The organism is Glycomyces tritici (genome assembly GCF_030403505.1).
On record NZ_JAUEMJ010000003.1, the window covers coordinates 515,596 to 536,972 of the forward strand.

General features: G+C 69.6%; 15 protein-coding genes. 6 read left to right on the forward strand and 9 right to left on the reverse strand.

Annotation, left to right across the window (positions count from 1 at the left end; genetic code table 11):
- Window positions 1-223: 223 nt before the first annotated feature.
- From QWI33_RS12775 to QWI33_RS12790, 4 genes are all read right to left on the reverse strand, one after another.
- On the reverse strand, window positions 224-1,984 hold the full coding sequence (locus QWI33_RS12775) for an ABC transporter permease (protein WP_289957527.1): 1,761 nt from the start codon (window positions 1,982-1,984) through the stop codon (window positions 224-226).
- The gene (locus tag QWI33_RS12780; RefSeq protein WP_289957528.1) at window positions 1,971-3,026 is read right to left on the reverse strand and encodes an iron-containing alcohol dehydrogenase family protein; all 1,056 of its coding nucleotides are present in this window, start codon (window positions 3,024-3,026) and stop codon (window positions 1,971-1,973) included. Before QWI33_RS12780 ends, QWI33_RS12775 begins: the two co-directional genes overlap by 14 nt.
- Window position 3,027: 1 nt before the next feature.
- Window positions 3,028-3,756: a phosphocholine cytidylyltransferase family protein gene (locus QWI33_RS12785; protein ID WP_289957529.1), complete on the reverse strand. Its 729-nt coding sequence runs from the start codon at window positions 3,754-3,756 to the stop codon at window positions 3,028-3,030.
- A 271-nt stretch (window positions 3,757-4,027) separates the two neighbouring features.
- Window positions 4,028-5,248: an NADP-dependent isocitrate dehydrogenase gene (locus QWI33_RS12790; RefSeq protein WP_289957530.1), complete on the reverse strand. Its 1,221-nt coding sequence runs from the start codon at window positions 5,246-5,248 to the stop codon at window positions 4,028-4,030.
- Between the two features lie 312 nt (window positions 5,249-5,560).
- On the opposite strand from QWI33_RS12790, the gene QWI33_RS12795 reads away from it, so the two are divergent.
- The 6 genes from QWI33_RS12795 to QWI33_RS12820 all read left to right on the forward strand — a co-directional run bounded on the left by QWI33_RS12795 (window position 5,561) and on the right by QWI33_RS12820 (window position 12,871).
- Window positions 5,561-6,643, forward strand: a complete 1,083-nt coding sequence (locus QWI33_RS12795; protein ID WP_289957531.1) for an ABC transporter permease — start codon at window positions 5,561-5,563, stop codon at window positions 6,641-6,643.
- A gap of 2 nt (window positions 6,644-6,645) precedes the next feature.
- Complete coding sequence (locus tag QWI33_RS12800; protein ID WP_289957532.1) at window positions 6,646-7,560, forward strand: ABC transporter permease; 915 nt, start codon at window positions 6,646-6,648, stop codon at window positions 7,558-7,560.
- Window positions 7,561-7,565: 5 nt separating this feature from the next.
- Window positions 7,566-8,690 carry an ABC transporter ATP-binding protein gene (locus tag QWI33_RS12805; protein ID WP_289957533.1) on the forward strand — a complete coding sequence of 375 codons (1,125 nt, stop codon included), beginning with the start codon at window positions 7,566-7,568 and terminating at the stop codon, window positions 8,688-8,690.
- Window positions 8,683-9,744: an ABC transporter ATP-binding protein gene (locus QWI33_RS12810; protein ID WP_289957534.1), complete on the forward strand. Its 1,062-nt coding sequence runs from the start codon at window positions 8,683-8,685 to the stop codon at window positions 9,742-9,744. The genes QWI33_RS12805 and QWI33_RS12810 overlap by 8 nt, the downstream gene beginning before the upstream one ends.
- 66 nt (window positions 9,745-9,810) lie before the next feature.
- On the forward strand, window positions 9,811-11,592 hold the full coding sequence (locus QWI33_RS12815) for an ABC transporter substrate-binding protein (RefSeq protein WP_289957535.1): 1,782 nt from the start codon (window positions 9,811-9,813) through the stop codon (window positions 11,590-11,592).
- Window positions 11,593-12,073: 481 nt separating this feature from the next.
- Window positions 12,074-12,871: an SDR family oxidoreductase gene (locus tag QWI33_RS12820; protein ID WP_289957536.1), complete on the forward strand. Its 798-nt coding sequence runs from the start codon at window positions 12,074-12,076 to the stop codon at window positions 12,869-12,871.
- 171 nt (window positions 12,872-13,042) lie between these two features.
- Here QWI33_RS12820 and pknB read toward each other — a convergent pair whose 3' ends face one another.
- From pknB to QWI33_RS12845, 5 genes are all read right to left on the reverse strand, one after another.
- On the reverse strand, window positions 13,043-14,953 hold the full coding sequence (gene pknB / locus QWI33_RS12825; protein ID WP_289957537.1) for a Stk1 family PASTA domain-containing Ser/Thr kinase: 1,911 nt from the start codon (window positions 14,951-14,953) through the stop codon (window positions 13,043-13,045).
- Between the two features lie 70 nt (window positions 14,954-15,023).
- Window positions 15,024-16,340 carry a serine/threonine-protein kinase gene (locus QWI33_RS12830; protein WP_289957538.1) on the reverse strand — a complete coding sequence of 439 codons (1,317 nt, stop codon included), beginning with the start codon at window positions 16,338-16,340 and terminating at the stop codon, window positions 15,024-15,026.
- A 252-nt stretch (window positions 16,341-16,592) separates the two neighbouring features.
- Window positions 16,593-18,050, reverse strand: coding sequence for a penicillin-binding transpeptidase domain-containing protein (locus QWI33_RS12835; RefSeq protein WP_289957539.1), 1,458 nt, complete (start codon window positions 18,048-18,050; stop codon window positions 16,593-16,595).
- Window positions 18,047-20,026 (reverse strand): FtsW/RodA/SpoVE family cell cycle protein, encoded by a 1,980-nt coding sequence (locus QWI33_RS12840; protein WP_289957540.1) that lies wholly within the window; start codon window positions 20,024-20,026, stop codon window positions 18,047-18,049. Before QWI33_RS12840 ends, QWI33_RS12835 begins: the two co-directional genes overlap by 4 nt.
- A 54-nt stretch (window positions 20,027-20,080) precedes the next feature.
- Entirely contained in the window at window positions 20,081-21,352 is a 1,272-nt protein-coding gene (locus QWI33_RS12845) for a PP2C family protein-serine/threonine phosphatase (RefSeq protein ID WP_289957541.1), read from the reverse strand.
- Between the last annotated feature and the right edge of the window lie 25 nt (window positions 21,353-21,377).

Consider the following 21,377-nt stretch of genomic DNA (forward strand, 5'->3'; position numbering starts at 1 on the left):
GTGCTGGATTCTCCGTCTAGGGGTGCCGGGCGCTTCGAGTCGCCCCATACTAGGCGTCCCGTCCCCGCCCTGCGGTCCGGTGTGATGGGCCGGTCGGTTCGGGCACTTGGGAAGGGGAACCGCGAGTCCACTCGTGCCCATCGTACCGAGGGAACGGTCGCGCGGTCGTACCGAGCAATGCGACGGCCCCGACCTGCTCACAGGTCGGGGCCGTCTCATACTGCTAGAGCGCCTTGAGGACTTGCGGTTCCATCCGGTAGAAGATCCAGCGGCCGAAGAACATGAGGAACGCCGAGATGCCCACTGCGGTGCACAGCTGGAACGTGTTCGGCGCGAGCTCGGGGATGAAGGCCGCGCGGTGCATCAGGAAGATGCCGATGAGCGGGTTCGAGGAGTACATGTCGTACAGCCAGGGGTTGTCCTTCATCGTCTGCGCTTCGGCGACCTTGGTGATCGGGAAGATGATCGCCGAGGCGTAGAAGAGCACGCGCATGAACAGGCCGAGGAAGCGTTCGACGTCCTTGTAGAGGACGTTGGCGGCGGCGAGGATGAAGGTCATGCCCGCCAGGAGCATCGTCTGGACCAGGATGGCCGGGATCAGCCACAGCAGGTTGAGTCCCCAGGTGCCGCCGCCGATGATGGCGACGATGAGGATGATCGGGAAGCCGACCAGGTATTCGGCGAAGCGCGCGAACACCTTCGAGATCGGGAAGACCTCGCGGGGGACCTTCATGACGGTGATGAGCGCCGCCTGCCCGCCGAGCGAGCCGGCGCCCTGGTTGACCGCCATGGAGAACCACTGGTAGGCGAAGATGCCCGAGACGATGAAGAGCAGGTAGCCGGCCTGGGGGCTGTCCGGGTCGGAGTTCGGGATGGACTTGCCGCCGCCGAAGACCAGGTCGAACACGAACCAGTAGATGAGCGTCAGACCCAGCGGCTCGATGAGCGACCAGAGGTAGCCCATCGCGGTCGACTGGTACTTGACGGCCAGGTCGCGGCGCACCAGGACCGACAGCGCGTTGCGGTGGCGCACCAGCGCGGTGAAGCCGGTGGTCAGCGGGAACTTCCGCTTGAGCGGCTTGACTTCGACGGGCCGCGAGATGGGCCCGGTCTCGTCGCTGCGGGCCGAGTCGAGGAAGGCCGGGAGCTCGGCGGTGTCGTCGAGGTTGCGGCGGATCGGGGAGGCCCCGGCCACCGGCATGTCGCGGCTCGGCTCGTTGCGGGTCGCGTAGGGCGCCTGCGGGACCTGGCCGGACTGCTGCTGCTGGTTCTGGGAGGCCGGCGCCGGGGGCGCCGAGGCCGGAGGCGGCGGGGTCTGGGTGTGCGGGGCCGGAGCCGTCGCGCGCGGAGGCGAGGTGTGGCCGTGGGGGGCCGGTGCCGTCGCCGGGGGCGGCGGGGGCTGCTGCGGCTGGTAGTGGCCGCTGCCGCCGCCGCCGTGGTTCGGCTGGCTCTGCGGCTGCCCCTGGGGCTGACCCTGCGGCTGGCCGTACGGGTTCGGCTGGCCGGGGCCGTGGGGCTGCGGGGCGCCGTAGGGCGCACCCTGACCCTGACCCTGGCCTTGTCCGGGACCGTGCGGCGGGGGCGGCGAGCCGTAGGGCTGCTGCCCTTGCGGCGCACCGTAACCGGGGTTCGGCGGAGGCTGGTGGTGCGCCGGGGCGCCGTAGGCCTGCGGCTGCTGCCCTGCGGGCGCGCCGTAGGAGGAGGGCCCGTAGCCCTGCTGGGGCTGCGGAGCGTGGGCGCGCGGCGGCGAGGCCGCGGCGGGGCCCTGGTGTCCGGGGGTGATGCCGGGCGCGGCTGACGGAGGCGGGCTCGCGAAAGCCGCCGAACCGGAGCTCATGGACCCCGGCGGGTATCCCGCGGGGTTGGCCGAAGGCCCGGGACCGAAACCGCCTTGGGGGGCGGTCGCATCGGAGTTGTCCGGGCTCCCGTCGTTGTTCCCGGCTGGGCCGGGGACTCCGTCGGGGTGCGGGCTAATCGAGCTCATGCATCATCTCCGTCAGGTGTCGCTCCAGCGCCACCGAGTCCAGTTCACGATGTTCGAGAATCGTATAACGGCCTGGCCGGGTCCTCGGAGCGTAGGCCACCGCTGTGGCGAGCTCCGCGGTCTCCAGTCCGAGTTCGTTCGCCGTGCGCGGCAGGCCGTGCCGCTTCATGGCGGCCGACAATTCCTTGAACAGGGGCGTGTCGCCCCGCAGCCACGTGCAGACGAGCGCACCCAGCGCGCCTTGCGCGCCGTGGGTGGCCAGTCCGGGGTGGAGCGCTTCGAGCGCGTGCGCGATCTCGTGGCAGCCGCCCGAGCAGGGCCGGGACGATCCGGCCATGCTGGACGCGAGGCCGCCTTGGATCAGCGCGTCCGCGAGCGTCGCCAGGAACGACTCGTCGCTGATGGTCCCGGGGTGGCGCAGCACGGCCTCGGCCCCGGTGCGGGCGATGGCGGCGGCGAGGCCGTCCACGGGTTCGCCGTTCACCTCGTGCGAGAGGTGCCAGTCGGCGACGGCCGAGAGGTTCGTGAGCGCGTCGCCGATGCCGGACTGCAGCTGGTGCGCGGGCGCCTGGCGGATGAAGTCGAGGTCGGCGAGGACCGCGAGCGGCGGATGGACACCGTAGGAGACCGAGACGCCGTCGCGTTCGAGCGAGGCGGTCGGCGACGCGAGGCCGTCGTGGGCGAGGCTCGTCGCGACCGAGACCATGGGCAGGCCGAGGTCGGACGCGGCCCATTTCGCGGTGTCGAGGAGCTTGCCGCCGCCGATGCCCACCAGGGCGTCGACCCGGTGGTCGGCGCGCAGGCTCTTGGTGAGCTCCTTGGCGCTGTGGAGGCTGCCGGGCGCGACGGTGTGGACGGTGGCGTCCGGCAGGTGGTCGAGCTCGGCCGCGATGCTCTCGCCGAGGCCGGGTCCGAGCGCGACGGCGACGCGCCCGCCCGAGGAGATCCGGGAGTCGGCGAGCAGTTCGGGGAGGCGCTTGAGCGCCCCGGCCGAGACCTCGACGGTGATCGGCGCCAGGACGGTGCGCGCGAAGGTCGGCAACCTACAGGCCCTCGGCGATGGTCTTGGCGAGCGCCCAGTCGGCGTGGTCGTCTACTTCGGTCCAGGCCACGGGCCCGGTGGAGACGGTGCCGATCTGGCCGGCCTCGGCCAGGAGCTGGAAGGCGTCCTCGTAGTAGAGGGTCGTGTCGCGCGTGTACGTGGCCTCGAGGGCCTTGGTGAGGTCGTCGGCGACGCCCGCGGGGATGAGGCCGACGCCGATGTACTCGCCCGCGGCGGTCGCGATCGGCTGCTGCTTGTGGATCAGCTCGACGCCGCCCTCGCCCACGCGGACCTTCATGGCCTCGTCGGTGAGCTCCTTGTGGTCGTCGAGGGCGATCAGGAGCCGGGGATCGGTCGCGGAGGCGGCGAGGAGGTTCCGCTCGATGCTCGTGGGGTGCACGGTGTCGCCGTTGACGAGCACCGCGCCCTGCGCGTAGTGCTCGCGGGCGGTCCACAGCGAGTAGGCGTTGTTCCAGTGCGGCTTGTCGTTGTCGACGATGGCGACGGTGACGCCGTACCGCTCCTGGAGGACCGGGGCGTGCTCGCGGATCTTCTCGGCGGCGTGGCCGACGGTGATCGCGAGGTCGAGGACGCCGACCTCGGCCAGGCCGCGCACGATCGTGTCGAGGATCGTCTCCGTCGCGGTGACCGGTAGGAGGGTCTTGGGGAGCGCGTCGGTGTCAGGGCGCAGGCGCTGCCCCTGTCCGGCGGCGAGGATGACGCCTCTCACGAGATTGCGGCCTTCCGATCGACGGCTGTAACCCGCCTAGTTTACAAGTCCCGAAAGGGGGGAGGCCCCTGCCGAGTGTGCGCCTGCACACGTGGGCCGGGGCCTCCAACTGGGAAGGGGCGGCATCCGCGAAGCTCGCGAGCGGTTCATGACGCTCGGTCGCCGAAACGGGCGCCGCTGCCTTCTACAACGAGCCTCGATCGGCCCGGTTACGCCCCAGTTCGCATAATTTGCGCCCTTGGTGAAGCTTCCGAGCCGTCACTTGGCAGCGCTACTTGGCGACCGACTTGGCGAGGTTCTCCGACAGGGTGTCGAGGAACTCGTCCGTGGTCTGCCACGCCTGCTCCTTGCCGACGAGCGCGGCGAGGTCCTTGGTCATGCTGCCGCTCTCGACGGTGTCGATGACGACCTTCTCGAGCTCGTTCGCGAAGCCGGTGACCTCGGCGGTGCCGTCGAGCTTGCCGCGGTGGGCCAGGCCGCGGGTCCACGCGAAGATCGAGGCGATCGGGTTGGTCGAGGTCTTCTCGCCGCGCTGGTGGGCGCGGTAGTGGCGGGTCACGGTGCCGTGGGCCGCCTCGGCCTCGACGGTCTTGCCGTCGGGGGTCATGAGCACGGAGGTCATGAGGCCGAGCGAGCCGAAGCCCTGCGCGACGGTGTCGGACTGGACGTCGCCGTCGTAGTTCTTGCAGGCCCAGACGTAGCCGCCCTCCCACTTCATGGCGGCGGCGACCATGTCGTCGATGAGGCGGTGCTCGTAGGTCAGGCCCGCCGCGTCGAACTCGGTCTTGAACTCGTTGTCGAAGATCTCCTGGAACACGTCCTTGAACATGCCGTCGTAGGCCTTCAGGATGGTGTTCTTGGTCGAGAGGTAGACCGGGTAGTTGCGGGCCAGGCCGTAGCGGAACGAGGCGCGCGCGAAGTCCTCGATGGACTTCTTGTAGTTGTACATCGCCATGGCGACGCCGCCGCCCTCCGGGTACTCGGCGGCCTGGATCTCGATCGGCTCGGAGCCGTCGGCCGGAGTGAAGGTGACGGTGAGGGTGCCGGGGCGGTCGACCTTGAAGTCGGTGGCCTTGTACTGGTCGCCGTGGGCGTGGCGGCCGATGATGATCGGCTTGGTCCAGCCCGGGACGAGGCGCGGCACGTTGCTCATGATGATCGGCTCGCGGAAGACCACGCCGCCGAGGATGTTGCGGATGGTGCCGTTCGGGGAGCGCCACATCTTCTTGAGGCCGAACTCCTCGACGCGGGCCTCGTCGGGGGTGATGGTGGCGCACTTGACGCCGACGTTGTACTGGTTGATCGCGTTGGCGGCGTCCACGGTGACCTGGTCATCGGTCGCGTCGCGGTGCTCGATGGAGAGGTCGAAGTACTTGAGGTCCACGTCCAGGTAGGGGTGGATCAGCTCGTCCTTGATCTTGCTCCAGATGATGCGGGTCATCTCGTCGCCGTCGAGCTCGACGACCGGGTTCGCAACTTTGATCTTCGCCATAGTCTCGCTACCTCTCCTGCGCTCACCTGCGCCTGGTGTGACTGCGCCGCTGAGGGCGCCGAGGCTTCCGCCCCTAACAGTACGAGCGTACTGGCTTTACCGTGGAAGCCCGCGCCCGGCCCCGGGAGTCAATGGTCACAGCACGGACGCACCGATAACGATTCCGTCTCAAGGCTGGCGTGCGCCGGGTCACGGCAGGTAGCTTCTTTAACTAGAAACAATCTTTCCAATTTGTTTCGCCCCCCGTCATTCGAGGCCCACCGCTTCTTCCGAGAACCGGTGCCCGACTAGCGCACGAAGGAGTGCACCGAGGTGACCGCACCTGCCGCGCCCCCGCCGGGCGACGCGCCGCCCCGAACCGCCGCCCGCGTGGTGCGGCGCGTCTGGACCTCCTACGTCTTCCGCCGCATCCTCCAGTCGGTCTTCGTGATCTGGCTGGTCGCGACCATCACCTTCATGCTCATGCAGCTCATGCCGGGCGACCCGATCGAGATCATGGCCGGGCGCCTCAACAGCTCGGGCATGTCGCACGACCAGGCCATGGCCACCGCCGCGAACATCGTGGCCTACGACCCCAACGCCAGCGCCTGGTCGCAGTACCTCGAGTTCCTCAAGGGCCTGGTCACCCTGGACCTGGGCAACTCGCTCACCAGCCCCAGCACCTCGGTGTTCGAGCACGTCATGGAGTACCTGCCCTGGACGCTGTTCGCCGTCGGCGCCGGCATCGTCCTGGCGGCGGTCATCGGGCTCTCGGTCGGCATGGCCACGGCCTACCGGCGCGGCTCGGTCCTGGACCACACCATGACCTCGGTGGGCTCGTTCCTGACGGGCGTCCCGAACTACATCCTCATCGCCGCGGTGGTCGTCCTCGGCTACACCGTGCTGGGCATCCTGCCGTTCCTCGACATGCGGGGCCGCGTGACCGCGGGCATCGAGCCGGGCCTGGACCCGGTGTTCTTCGGGGACGCGCTGTTCCACGCGATCCTGCCGATCATCGCCTTCGCGTTCACCTCCACCGGCGCGTTCATGCTCAACATGAAGGCCGCCACCACCGAGGTGCTCACCGAGGACTACGTGACGGTGGCGCGCGCCCGCGGCCTGAAGCCGGGCCGCATCAGCCGCAACTACGTGGGCCGCAACGCCCTCCTGCCGGTGGTCCCGCAGATCGCGCTCCAGCTGGGGATGCTCGTGGGCGGCTCGATCGTCATCGAGCAGATCCTCAACTACCCCGGGGTCGGGCAGATGCTGATGCAGGCCATCGGCAACCGCGACTACCCGGTGGTGCAGGCCGCCGTCATCATCCTCGCCACCTCGGTAGTCATCACGAGCCTCATCGTGGACCTCCTGCTGGTGAAGATCGACCCGCGCATCAAGTCCGAGAGCCAGGAGGCGTGAGCATGACCGCCGTCGACACGAGCGCCGTCGAAGCGCCGGCCGCGAAGCCGCGCCGCACGTTCCGGGAGAGCACGTTCGGGCAGATCTGGACCGGTCTCACCCGCTCCCCCGCCGGGTTCGCCGGCACCGTGCTGGTCCTCGGGATCGTGCTGTTCTCCTTTGTGGGCCCGCTCGTGGTCGACCAGGACAACCCGACCGACACCACCAAGATCTGGACCGCGCCTTCAGGCGAGCACTGGCTCGGCACCCAGTACGAAGGCAAGGACACCTTCACGATCCTGGTGAACTCCGGGGCGGAGCCGATCTGGGTCGGCGGCATGGCGGCCGTCATGGCCGTGTTCGTGGCCGTCGTCCTCGGTTCGATCGCGGGCTACTTCCGCGGCCGGATCGACGCGATCCTCCTGCAGCTCACGGACGTCACGGTGACGATCCCGCAGTTCCTCCTGATGATCGCGGTCGTCGCGTTCTTCGAGGACATCCCGCCGTGGGGCGTGGCGATCGTGGTCGGCTCCACCATGTGGGCGTTCCTGTTCCGGTCCATCCGGGCGCAGGTCATGTCCCTCAAGGAGCGCGAGTTCGTCGAGGCCGCGAAGCTCCAGCACCTCGGTCCGATGCGGATCGTGTTCCGGGAGATCCTGCCGAACATGGCCGGGTTCATCTTCGTGAACTTCGTGATCGCCGTGAACCAGGCGATCTACGCCATCGTCGGCCTCTACATCCTGGGCCTCATGCCCTCGGGCACGCCGAACTGGGGCCTGATGATCCACCTCTCGTGGCAGAACAACTTCTTCCTCCTCCCGGTCGCGATGCCGTTCGTGCTCGCGCCGCTGCTCATGATCGTGCTCTTCACGATCGGCCTCGTCACCATGGGACGCGGCCTCGACCAGGCCCTCAACCCGCGCCTGAGGGAAAGGTGAGAACGATGACCGACCCGATTCTCAGCGTCCGCGACCTCTCCATCGCGTACCGCACCGGCCGCAAGGAGTCGGTGACCGCCGTCAGCGGCATCGACCTGGACCTCTACGAAGGACAGTCCCTCGCGCTCGTCGGCGAGTCCGGCTGCGGCAAGACCACCCTCGGGCTGGGCCTGCTGCGGCTCCTGCCGGGCCTGGGCGAGATCACCTCCGGCTCGCTCACCTACCGGTTGAAGGACGGCTCCACAGCGGACCTCCTGAAGATGAAGCCGGAGCAGCTGCGCCGCTTCCGCTGGGCCGAGGCCGCGATGGTCTTCCAGGGCGCCATGAACGCCTTCAACCCGGTGATCAAGATCCGCGACCACTTCGCCGACACCCTCAAGGACCACTCGGACGGCAAGAAGAAGTGGACGAAGGCCGCCGTCGACGCCCGCGCCGGGGAGCTCCTGGAGACCGTGCGGCTCGACCCCGACCGGGTGCTCCAGTCCTACCCGCACGAGCTGTCGGGCGGCATGAAGCAGCGCGCGCTCATCGCGCTCGCGATCGCCCTGGACCCGCAGGTGCTCGTCCTGGACGAGCCGACCACGGCACTGGACCTCCTGACGCAGCGCTCGATCGTGCAGCAGCTCCACGAGCTGCGCAAGAAGTTCGGGTTCACGATGGTGTTCATCACCCACGACCTGGGCCTCGCCGCCGAGCTCGCCGACCGGGTGGCCACCATGTACGCCGGGCGGATCATCGAGACCGGTTCGGCCCGCGACATCTTCTACGAGCCCAAGCACCCGTACACGGCCGGGCTCATCAACGCGGTCATGCCCGTCAAGGGCCTCCGGCCCCGGCTGGAGTCGATCCCCGGCTACCCGCCGAGCCTCAAGGCGATGCCGAGCGGCTGCGCGTTCCACCCGCGGTGCGCGTTCGCCACGGACGAGTGCAAGCGCGAGCGGATCGACCTCGACCTGCTCGCCGAGCGCCCGCTCGGCATGAGCCACACGGCCGCGTGCCTCCACCACGACCAGGTCCGCTTCGAGCGCAAGTGCGACGACCGACCCGCGGGCACCGTCGAAAGTGACGCCCGAAGCACTGTCGCAGGCGACGCCCGAAGCACCGTCGAAAGCGAGACCGCCGATGTCTGAGACACCGCTGCTGAAGCTGTCGGGCCTGGAGCAGGTCTTCGACACCCGCAAGGGCCCGGTCGCCGCCGTCGGCGGCGTCGACCTCGAGGTCAAGGCCGGCAAGGTCCTGTGCCTGGTCGGCGAGTCCGGCTGCGGCAAGACCACGACCGCCCGCGCGGCGGCCGGGATCACCCGGCCCACGAGCGGCGCCGTCGAGTTCCGCGGCAAGTCCCTGACCGAGATGAACGCGGCCGAGCGCACCGAGTACCGGCGCTCGGTGCAGTACATCCACCAGGACCCGTACGCCGCGCTCAACCCGACCCGCACCGTCTACTCGACGCTCACCGCCGGCCTCAAGCGGCACGGCCTGGTCAAGGGCCGGGCCGAGGCGCGCGCGAAGGCCGCCGACCTGCTGCGGCTCGTGGACCTCACGCCGCCGGAGTCCTACCTGGACGCCTACCCGCACCAGCTGTCGGGCGGCCAGCGCCAGCGCGTGAACGTCGCCAGGTCGCTGGCGATGGACCCGAAGCTGCTCATCTGCGACGAGTCGACGTCCATGCTGGACGTCTCGATCCGGGTGAGCCTGCTCAACACCCTCGGGCGGCTGCGCGACGAGCTCGACGTCGGCTTCCTGTTCATCACCCACGACCTGGCCGTCGCGAAGTACTTCGCGTGGGACGGCGAGATCGCGGTCATGTACCTGGGGAAGGTCGTCGAGCACGGCCCCACCCCGGAGGTCATCGGGAACCCCCAGCACCCGTACACCAAGGCCCTCATCGGCGCGGTGTGCGAGCCGGACCCGGACCTGGCGAAGGCCAACCGCTCCACCGAGCAGCTCCGCTCGGCGGAGATCCCGAGCCTCCACGACCTGCCCGCCGGGTGCGCCTTCCACCCGCGGTGCCCGGCTTTCGAGCCGGGCCTGTGCGACGGCGAGCGGCCCCTGCTGCAGCTCGCGTCGCGAAGGAACGTGGCCTGCCACGTGGTCGCCCGCGACCGCGTGCGGGCCGACGACCGGACGCTCACCTTCGACGCCGTCCCCGCCTCAAGGCGGCCCGAACCCGAATCAGCCATCTGACCTCGGTACCCCTGCACCACCACTCACACATCACTGCCCTCTTACATTGATTGAAAGGAAACGGCGATGACCTCTCAGCGATTCGAGCTCAGCCGACGCAACCTCATGCAGGCGGTCGGCCTCGGCGCCGGCGCCGTTGCGACCGCAGGCGTCCTCGGCGCCTGCCAGGCCGAAGGCTCGGAAGGCGAAGGCGCCAGCGGCACCTTCATCTACGTCTACCCGTTCGACATCACCACCCAGCACCACAACGCGGCGATCAACAACGCTGCCCTGCTGGTCCCCGCGCCCGTCGCGGAGCTGTTCCTCCCCCGCCCGGCGATCCTCGACTGGGAGACCCTGGAGTGGATCCCGCAGCTGGCCGAGTCGGTCGAGCTGGTCGACAAGACCCTGACGATCAAGCTGCGCTCGGGTGTCAAGTGGACCGACGGCAACGCCGTCACCGCGAAGGACGTCGTGGGCACCATCTACCTGCAGAAGCTCAACGCCGCGCAGGGCACCGTCGGCTGGGACCAGCTGCTCACGGCGACGGCCGATGACGACACCACCGTCACCGTCACGTACTCGGCGGCGTTCCCCGGCGTCGAGCACGGCGCGCTGAAGGCGCAGATCCTCCCGCACGCCCGCTACGGCGAGTGGATGGACGAGGCCCAGGGCCTGGTCGAGGCCGGCGTGATCCAGGGCAGCCCGGAGCAGTCGGCGCTGGCGGAGAAGATCGCGGCCGTCGACTTCAAGGACGAGGACCCGATCACCAGCGGCGCGTACCAGTTCGACCAGATCGGCGAGACGGTCATCAGCTTCAAGGTCCACCCGGACGGGCTGTTCGCCGACAAGGTGAAGTTCGCGAAGGTCGAGGTCCAGGCGGGCGACAACGCCGCTGCCGTGCAGATGCTGCTCTCGCGGGAGATCGACTACTGCACGCAGGTGCTGGGCGCGACCGACCGCCAGACCATCGCCGGGGTGGAGGGGCTCAAGGAGCTCTCGACGCCGGGCTTCGACGGCATCGGCCTGATGCTCAACCAGGGCCGGTTCCCCGAGTTCGCCGACGCGCGCGTGCGCAAGGCGTTCATGTACATCCTCGACGGCGAGTCCATCGGCGAGATCGCCAAGGGCAACGGCGGCTACTACATCCCGGCGACCTACTCGGGCCTGCCGGACCCGCACGCGGAGGGCCTGTTCGAGGGCGTCGAGCTGGAGTACTACACGCCCGACCACGCCAAGGCGGAGACGCTGCTGACCGAAGCGGGCTGGAAGAAGGAGTCCGACGGCTGGCACACCCCGGCCGGCGACAAGGCCAAGTACGCCATCACCGGCGTCGAGGGCTGGACCGACTTCGTGCTCTCGGGCGAGCAGGCCGCGGCCCAGCTCACCGAGTTCGGCATCGAGGTCGCCTACAAGAGCGTCCCCGAGGACAACCCGTGGGGCATCTGGGGCGCGGGCGACTACGACATCGCGGTGCGCCAGTGGGCGAACCCGTTCGTGCCTTACGCCTACGGCTCGTGGCAGATGGCGTGGTTCACCGACAACGCCGGCACCGCCGACGCCGCGGGCATGGGCATCCCGACCGACGAGGTCGACTCGCCCACGCTCGGCAAGGTGAACGTCAACGACGTGTACATGAAAGCCCAGCAGGGCACCGAGGAGGAGCAGGCCGAGGCGAACAAGACGCTCGGCATCGTGTTCAACGAGACCCTGCCGCGCCTGCCGCTGTTCCTGAACCAGCGTGTGAGCTACGGCGTCGAGGGCGCCCGCGTGAAGGCGATCGACCCGGGTGCGTACGCGCTCAACGACGTCTACTTCGACAACCCGATCATGGTCCGCCTCCTCGAAGGCGGCATCGAGCCCAAGTAACACCCACCTGGGACCGCACCCGGGCCGGTTCACCCCGGACCTGCCTCCGGACGGTCGACACCGTGCCGACTTCGGGACGGACGGTCGACCGCGTACCGGCCCGGAACGGTCCCGCGGCCCGGCTCCCCGGCCGGTCCGGCTCCCCGGGCGACCTGCTCGCGCCCGGGGAGCACCTTTCTCCTTGGCTCCCAACTGCATACAAAGCTCGGACCGGGTCTGCAACCCCGGCCCGGAGCCGCGCAGGACCGAGGCGGGTCGACGCGCGGCGATCAAGAGAAGCGGGGCCCCGGCCATTTCGGTCGGGGCCCCGCTGCGCGCGCAGACGCACCAGTCCAGGTGCTGCGCAATGCGACAGCAGGTTCGATCCGGCTCGCCCGCCAGGCCGGCACCGGCGAGAACACCGGCGGACAGCAGGTCGGATCAGGGAGCGCACCGATGAAATCGGTTGCCCATCGAGGGACGGCCCGTCAGGATGAGGCCCATGAGCGAACAGATGGGCATGGAAGGACCGCAGGACGAGGGCACGGCGCGGCGTCCGCTGGCCCTGGTCACCGGGGCGGGCCGTTCGGCGGGGATCGCCGCATCCGTCGTGCTGAACCTGGCCCGGTCCGGTTGGGACGTCGCCTTCACCTACTGGACCCCGTATGACACGCGGATGGCCTGGGGCGCTGAGCCGGAGGCATCCGCAGCACTGCGCCGGCAGGTGGCTGCTCTCGGGGCGAGAACAGTTGCGGTCGAGGCGGACTTGCACGACCAGACGACGCCGGCCCAGCTCTTCGACCGCGTCGAGCGCGAGCTTGGAGGCGTCACCGCGCTGGTGCTGTGCCATTGCGAGTCGGTCGACTCCGGCCTGCTGGACACCACTGTGGAGAGCTTCGACCGGCACTTCGCGGTCAACGCGCGAGCAACGTGGCTGCTGATCCGGGAGTTCGGGCTGCGCTTCCGCGGACCCCACGGCAGCGGCCGGATCATCAGCCTGACCAGCGACCACACCGTCGGGAACCTCCCTTACGGCGCGAGCAAGGGCGCCATGGACCGAATCGTCCTGGCCGCCGCCGGCGAGCTCGCCGACCGGGGCGTGACCGCCAACGCGATAAACCCCGGGCCGACCGACACCGGATGGATGACCGAGGAGCAGAAGGCCGACTTCTCCCGCTTCACACCGCTCGGGCGCCTTGGTATGCCGCAGGACTGCGCGAACCTGGTGACATTCCTGTGCTCGGCCGAGGGCGGGTGGATCAACGCCCAACTGCTCCAGAGCAACGGCGGTCTCGGGTAACACGGCACGCGGGTTCCGTTCCCGCGCATGGGATTCGGTGGGGCGCGTGGCCGGTATTCCAATGGGGAGGACCGCTGTCTATGACGCTTTCCAGGTCATCGGCGGGCAAGAGGCAGCGAGCAGTGGGGGCCCGGACGCTACCGCGTCCGGGCCCCCACTGCTCGCTGTGCGCTAACCCTCGTTGTCGCAGGTCGGGTCCAGCGGACTGCAGGTGTCGTCCGGCGGTGTGGAGGTCTCGTCGCCGCCTCCGCCGCCGTCTTCCTCGGCGGCGGTGATGGTCACCGTGGTGCCTGGGGCGACGGCCGAGCCGCTGGTGATCGGCCCGTCCTCGTTGGTGACGGCCTCGATGGTCGTCGCGGTCGCGTCACCGTCGATGGTGGCGGTGAGCCCCATCCCCTGGAGCGTCGCCTGCAGATCGGCCGGGGTGGTGGAGGCGTCCCAGGTGATCACCACGCCCCGGGCGGTGATGGTCACGGTGGTGCCTTGCGATTCGTTCGACCCCTGGCCCGGATCCTGCGCGTAGACGACGCCTTCCTGCTCGCCTCCGTTGCCGTACTCGACCAGCACCTGGAACCCGGCATCGTCGAGCGTGGTGGTGGCCCGGTCGACGGTCATGCCGAACACGTCCGGCACGGTGGCCCGGCCGCCCTCGGAGACGGTCAGCGTGATCTCCGTGGTCGGCGGCACCGACTCCCCGCCCTCGGGGCTCTGCGACAGCACCTCGCCGTCCGGCTCGGTGCTCTCCTCCTGGACGATCTTGACCTTGAGATTCTGGGCTTCGAGCTTCTCAGTGGCCTCTTCGACATTGTCGCCGACGACGTCCTGGACCTTGACGTCCTCCGGGGCGATCATCACGGTGAGCGTCACTTCGGAGTTCTCGGGGGCCTCCGCCTTCGCTTCAGGGGTCTGCGCGGTGACATGACCGATGTCCGTATCGTTCGGGTCCTTCGCGATCTCCTCCTTGAAGTCGACCGTGAAACCCTCATCGGTGAGCGTCTGCTCCGCCACCGACCGCTCCTGGCCGACCACGTTCGGCACGGTCACCGTCGCCGATTCCTCGAGCATCTTCATGATCCCCCACGAGGCCGCGGTGACCGCGACGAGCGCGAGGATCACCCCCAGGGCGATCAGCCACGGGCGGCGCTTGCTCGAGGAGGTCGCGATCGGCGTGATCGGGGCCGTCGAGTCGGCGCCGCCGGCGAGGAGCTGGGTCCGGTCGCCCGCGCTCATCACGGCGGGGGCCATCACGGCCTGCCCGCGGGCGGCGCGGATCAGGTCCTCGCGCATCGCCCCGGCCGAGTGGTACCGGTTCTCGGGGTTCTTCGCGAGCGCCTTCATGATCACGGCGTCGACGGAGTCCGGCACGTTCGGGTTGAGCTCCGAAGGCGGCCGGGCCTCCTCGCGCACGTGCTGGTAGGCCACGGAGACGGGGTTGTCGCCGGTGAACGGCGGGTGCCCCACGAGCAGTTCGTAGAGGACGCAGCCGACCGCGTACACGTCCGAGCGGGCGTCCACGGTCTCGCCGCGCGCCTGCTCCGGGGAGAGGTACTGCGCGGTGCCGATGACCGCGCTGGTCTGCGTCATCGTCGCCTGGTTCGAGGCCAGGGCCCGGGCGATGCCGAAGTCCATGACCTTGACCTGGTTGGTGTCCGAGAGCATCACGTTGCCGGGCTTGACGTCCCGGTGGATGATGTGGTGCTTGTGGCTGAAGTCCAGGGCCGAGCACATGTCGGCCACGACCTCGCAGGCCGTCGCCGCGTCGAAGCGGCCCTCGGCGATCAGGACCTCTTTGAGGGTCCGGCCGTTGACGAACTCCATCACCATGTACGGGATGCCGCCGTCTTCGCCGGTGTCGAAGACCGCGACGATGTTCGGGTGGTTGAGCGACGCCGAGTTCTGGGCCTCGCGCTGGAACCGGATGAGGAAGGACTCGTCGCGAGAGAGGTCGGCCCGCAGCAGCTTCACCGCCACATCGCGGCCGAGTCGCAGGTCACGGCCACGGTGGACTTCAGCCATCCCCCCGTAGCCGACGACCTCGCCGATCTCGTATCTGCCGCCTAGCAGGCGGGGCTCTGTCGTCATCGCGTTTTACGTCCTCGTGTTCCGTTCATCGCGGCTTGATTCTAATGGCAGCGGCAGGCCCGAAAGCCCGCTATCGGTCACAGCCCTGCGCTTGCTGGTTGCAGGTCCGATCGCTCATCGTGGGCATTTCCAGGCCGTTCGACGTGGGCTCTTCCTCAGGTTCGGAGGACTCGTCGGACTCGTCGGACTGCGTTTCCTCGTCGGCGCTCTGCTCGATCTGGCCGCTCTGGCCACCGTCGTCCGACGGCGTGCCTCCGCCGTTCACGATGTTGAGGAGCAGCAACACCATACCGCCGACCACGACGAGCGCGACGACGCCTGCGAGCACCTTGACCAGGTTCCGGTTCATGCCCGGCTTGGACCCCGAAGGCGGCTGCACTGCTCCCAGCTGAATGCCCGGAGGAGTGGAACCGGGCGGGACCTGGCCTCCCATGGGCATCTGCGGGGAAGCGGTCGCCGGGTCGGCGACGCCCGCGGGCGGCCCGCCCATGCTGACCACGCCCGCGCGGCGCGGGAGCTGGCCGACCGGCGGCATGACCGAGGTCGAGTTCGGGTTGGCGTCGACGGCGATGCGCGCGAGCGCGGCCATCTCGGTGGCGCTGGCGAACCGCTGGTGCGGGTTCTTGACCAGGGAGCGCTCGACGAAGGCCCGCACGCCCGGCGGGATGTCCTGCGGGAGCGGCGGGGCCGGGGTGCGCACGTGGTGGAGGGCGAGCTCGATGGGGTTCTCGGCCTGGAACGGCCGGTGCCCGGTGAGGCCGTGGAAGGCCACGACGCCGAGCGAGTACATGTCCGAGGCGGGCAGCACCCCGGTGCCTTCGGCCTGCTCAGGGGCGATGTAGGAGGCCGTGCCCATGACGGAGCCGGTGGCGGTGAGGTCCCCGGAGGCGCCGGAGCGGGCGATGCCGAAGTCGGTGAGGACGGCCTGGCCGTCCCTGTCGCGCACCAGGATGTTGCCGGGCTTGATGTCGCGGTGGATGATGCCGCGCTCGTGCGCCTGCTGGAGGGCCTCGGCGGTGGCCGCGATGATGGGCATGAGCTCGCGGGCGTCGATCCGGCCGCGTTCGGCGATGAGGTCGGCGAGGGACTTGCCCTCGATGAACTCCATCACCAGGTAGGCGGTGGTCTCGCCGCTGGGCAGGTCGGCGTTGCCGAAGTCGTGGACGTTGACGATGTGCGGGTGGGTGAGGCCGGCGACCATCTTCGCCTCGGCGGCGAAGCGCTTGGCGAAGCCGGGCTCGCTCAGCAGCGCAGGGAGCATCGCCTTGACGGCCACGGTGCGTTCGAGCACGGTGTCCTCGGCCCGCCAGACCTCGCCCATGCCGCCCACGGCAATGCGTTCGCGCAGGCGATAGCGTTGCCCGAGCAGCATTTCGGGGCTCAACACGGCGTCTCCTCATCGCTTGGGGAGGGATCAGCTCCGGGGGGATCGACGCTTCAGTCTACTGGCAGGCCGCTCAGCACCTGGTTCGTCGTGCGGCGGCACTGCCGCGCGACACCTCGGTCCGACCTCTCTGAAGATCCACGTTCGGGCGCGCCGTTCGGTTGCTACGTCAGGGGATCGTGAGGAAACTGTGTCTTTGCCGCAATCATTCCCGGCTGCAACCCGGAGGAAGGCGACACGGCCGCAGGCACCCGGTCATTCCTCACCGCCGTCGAGGACCTGCTCCATGAGGTCGCCGGAGATCTCGGCGGCCTTGGCGGAGGCCCCTTCGCCGTATGAGTCGAGGAACACGCAGACGGCGACGGCGGGTTCGCCGTCCTTGTCCATCGCCCAGCCGTGGAACCAGCCGTGGTCCGGGTCGGGGTTCTCGCCGTCCTCGGAGTGCTCGGCGGTGCCGGTCTTGCCGCCGACGGTGTAGCCGTCGATCTGCGCGGTCTTGCCGGACCCGTAGTCCACGACCGCCTCCATGAGGATCTGCAGCTCCTGGGCGGTGTCGAGGTCGATCGCCCGGCCCAGGTTGTCCTCGGCGAAGTTCTGGACGGTGTTGCCCTCGGAGTCGGTGAGCTCGGCGACGATCTGCGGGGCCATCCGGTCCCCGCCGTTGGCGATGGTCGCGGCGATGATCGCGTTCTGCAGGACGGTCTCGCGGACCTCCTGCTGGCCGATGCAGGCCTGCGCGCGGAACGCCTCCTCCGAGAGGTCGCCGGTCTTCGACGCGACGGTGGCCAGCGGGGTCTCGTACTCCTCGCCGAAGCCGAACGCCTCGGTCATGTCGGTGATCTGCTCGGTGGTCAGCTCTTCGACGCACAGCTTCGCGAAGGTGGTGTTGCAGGACTTCGCGAAGGCCTCTTCGAGGGTGTACTCCGCGTTGGGGCACTGGTCGGAGGAGTTGGTGATCTCGTGGTTCGTGTCGGGGGCGGTGTAGCCGTTCCCGGCCGGGACCATGTCGTCGGCCTTGCCGCCGTTCTCGATGTACGCGGCGGACACGATCGTCTTGAACGTCGAGCCCGGCGGGAAGAACTCCTGGCGGGTGAGGTCGAGCATGTCGCCGGACGCGTCGAGGGCCTCTTTGGCCGCCTTGGCGGTGTCGCCGTTGTTCGAGGAGACCTCGGTCGGGTTCCAGCCCGGGTAGGAGGCCTGGGCGAGGATGCGGCCGGTCCGGGGGTCGATCACGACCGCGCCGCCCTTGACGTCGGCGTCCGCGATGGCGTCGTAGGCGGCCTTCTGGAGGTCCGGGTCGACGGTGGTGACGACGTTGCCGCCGGTCTTGTTCTCCTTGAGGACCGTGGCCCAGAAGTCGTCGAAGGCCAGGAGCGAGCTGGTGCCGTTGAGCAGCGAGTTCTCGTACGCCTCCAGGTTGGAGGCACCGTAGTTGATCGACTTGAAGCCGGTGATGTTCCCGAAGTAGTCGCCTTCGGGGTAGTTCCGCTTGTAGCCGTAGGTGCCGCCGTCGGTCGGGATCGACTCGGCGATCACCGTGTCGCCGGCGAGGATCTGGCCGCGCGGCACCTCGTACTCGGCGATGAGGGTGCGGGCGTTGGCCAGTCCCTCGTAGTCCTCGTGGTGGAAGAACGCCACCCAGGTCGACTGGACCATGAGGGCGGCCAGCAGGACCAGCGCGATGACGCCCATGCGGCGCAGGGCCGGGTTCATTCGCCGCCCTCTTTCCTCTTGTCGTCGTAGCCGTTCGGGGGTTCGGGCCGGTAGTCGAACGCAGAGCTCGGCGGCGGTGGCGGCGTCTGCGGGGCGGGTCGGGTCGTGTTGCCGCCGGGGGGCGGGCTGCCGTACGCCGAACCGGGCGGCGGCGGGGGCGACTGCGGCGGGTACTGCGGGCCGGGGGGCGGGTTCGGGTGGCCGGTCGGGCCTCCGGGCCGGGCCTGGTGACCGGTCGGGCCTCCGGGCGGGCCCTGGTAACCGGTGGGGCCGCCGGGCTGGCTCTGGTAGCCGCCTCCCTGCGGGGGCGAGGACATCGGCGGGCCGGAGACCGGGCCGCCCGGAGGCGGGCTGAGCACGTCCTCCTCCATGGTCGTCCCCCCGGTCGCGCCGCCGCCCTGGAGGTTCGCGGGGATGATGAGCTCGGTCGGCTGGTCGCCGCCGGGGATCGGACCGGAGTCCATGACCCCCGCGAGCTCGGCCTGCTCGGCGGCGCGCTTGGCGGCCTGCTCGGCGAGGAACTCCGGCGGGGCCTCGGTCTTCATCAGGCCGAACGAGGCCTGCCAGGGCTTGCGGGCGTCGTCGGAGACGCGCACGAGCAGCCCGATCAGCAGCCAGGAGCCGACGAGCGAGGAGCCGCCCGCGGCGAGGAACGCCGTGGTCTGGCCGGTCATCGGGATGAGCCCGGTGACGCCGCCGAGCACCACGAACAGCTGGAACGCCACCAGGAACGCCAGGCCGCCGGCCATGAGCGAGCCGAACAGGTCGCGCGACATGATGCCGGTCTTGAAGCCGCGCTGCACGAGGATCGCGTACAGCATCAGGATGCCGATGAGGCCGATGAGCCCGACCTCCTCGCCGATCGCGGCGAGGATGAAGTCCGATTCGGACGCCGGGATCATGTTCGGGTTGCCCGAGCCCGGCCCGTTGCCGATGAGCCCGCCCGAGTTCATCGCGACCAGGCCCTGCACGAGCTGCCACGACGACGGCGTCGTCCCGTCGCTGTAGACGTACTCGTACTTCCACGGGTCGAGCCAGATCGCCACGCGCACTTGGAGGTGGCCGAAGAACGGGTAGATCGCGATGCAGCCGCCCACGAACATGGTGAGGCCGATGACGATCCACGAGGCGCGACGCGTCGCCATGTACAGCATCGAGAGGAAGATCGAGAACAGCAGCAGCGAGGTGCCGAGGTCGCGCTCCATGACGAGGATGACGAGGCTGGCGGCCCAGACGATGACGATCGGGCCGAGGTCCTTCATGCGCGGCAGCTGCAGGCCCAGGATCTTCTTGCCCGCCACCGAGAGCATGTCCCGCTTGCGCACCAGGTACACCGCGAAGAAGATCAGCAGCATCAGCTTCGCGAACTCGCTGGGCTGCACCGAGAAGCTGCCGAAGCGGATCCAGTTCTTGGAGCCGCCCGAGGACGAGATCGACGCGGGCAGGAAGCCCGGGATCGCCGCGAGGAAGATGCCCGCGAACAGCAGGATGTAGGCGTACCCGCGCAGCACCCGGTGGTTGCGCACCACGATCAGCAGCACGGTCAGCAGGACCACGCCGGCCATGTAGTACATGAGCTGGCGCCCGCCCTGGCCCGCGAAGATCCCCGCGTCGGCGGGCAGCGGGTCGTCGGTCCGGGCGGTGCGGTCGATGCGCCGGATGTAGACGATGCCGATGCCGGTGAGGAACGCGGCGATGGGCACGAACAGCGGGTCCGCGTACGGGGCGAGGATCTTCACCGAGGTCCACGCGCACATGGAGACGATGAAGATGAGCAGCGGCAGCGTGTACGTCACCGAAGTGGTGGTGTCGGTGAGCGCCACGTCGATGGTGAGCTGCAGCAGGAACACCGCGACGCCGCCCATGAGGAGCATGACGATCTCGCGGAAGACGCGCTTGGGCATGCCCGTCAGCGGAGTGAGCGGCGGCTCGGACGGTCCCGCCGGCCGGGCGGTCGCCGACATCGGCTGGGCCATCAGTTCCCCTTGCGTCTCGGTCCAGAGTGCGTTGCGAGCCTATATCGGCCGCGCTCAGTCGTCGCGACAGTCCTTTGCGGCCGCCGGAACGGCCTCGGTCTCGCCTTCCGCTGCAGCGCACAGCGGGTCGAGGTTCTCGTTGCCGGCGGCGGGGTCGACCAGGGCGCTCAGCGCGTCCTCCGCGGCGTTCGCGCCGCCGTCGACGGTCCTGCCGTTCTCGAGGTCGGACTCCACAGCGTCCACGGCGTCCTCGGCGGGCCGGCCGGAGTCCGTGTCGAGCCACGCGATCCGGTAACCCGCCACCTCAAAAGGGAGGCCCCGGTAGAGGCTGATGGTGCCCGCCTCCGAGACTCCGATGAAGTACTGCGTGCGGGCCCACCACACGCCGCCGCCGGCGACGAGGGCGAGCACGATGAACGTGACCAGGATCGTGCGCCACACCCGGCCCTTCTTGCGGGCCTTCGGCTGGGCCTCGTCCGACTCGGCTTCGCCGTCCGGGTCCTCGGTGTCCTCGGCGTCCCTGACGGCGCGGAGCACGGCCGTGTCGGATTCGGCCAGGCGCGCGTCGGCGGCGGCGCCGCCGATGATCTGGCGCTGCTCCCCGGGGTGCTCGGTGACGACGTCGGCGACGAGGACCGTGACGTTGTCCGGGGCGCCGGCGTCGAGCGCCTGCTGCACCAGGGTCTCGGCGGCCTCCTGCGGCGTCTCGGCGTTCTGCAGCGTGCGGGCGATGTCGGCGTCCGAGACGGGCCCGGAGAGGCCGTCGGAGCACAGGACGAGGCGGTCGCCCGGGACGCCCTTGATGGTCTGGAACGCGGGCTCGACCTCGGCCGCGCCGAGCGCGCGCAGCAGCAGGGAGCGCTGCGGGTGCCGCTCGGCCTCCTCGGCGGTGATGCGGCCCTCGTCGACGAGCATCTGGACGTACGTGTCGTCGACGGTGATCTGCTCGAATCCGCCCTCGCGGAGGCGGTAGGCGCGGGAGTCGCCGATGTGCACCAGGTTGAACCACTCGCCGTCGAACCAGAGGGCGGTGAGCGTGGTGCCCATGCCCTCCTTCTGCGGGTCGTCGGCGACGCAGCGGCGGATGGCGCGGTTGGCGTCGGCGACGGCGTCGGCGAGTTCGTCCACGACCGAGTCGGCGGGCGGGGGCACGTCCAGCCGGGCGACGGTGTTGATGACGATGGCCGAGGCGAGGTCACCGGCGGCCATGCCGCCCATGCCGTCGGCCACGGCGATGAAATGGGCCCCGGCGAACACCGAGTCCTGGTTGCCTTGCCTCACCACCCCGCGGTCGGAGATGGCCGCGTATCGCAGGTGCAAACTCATGAATCAACCGCCGTAGCGCGGGCAC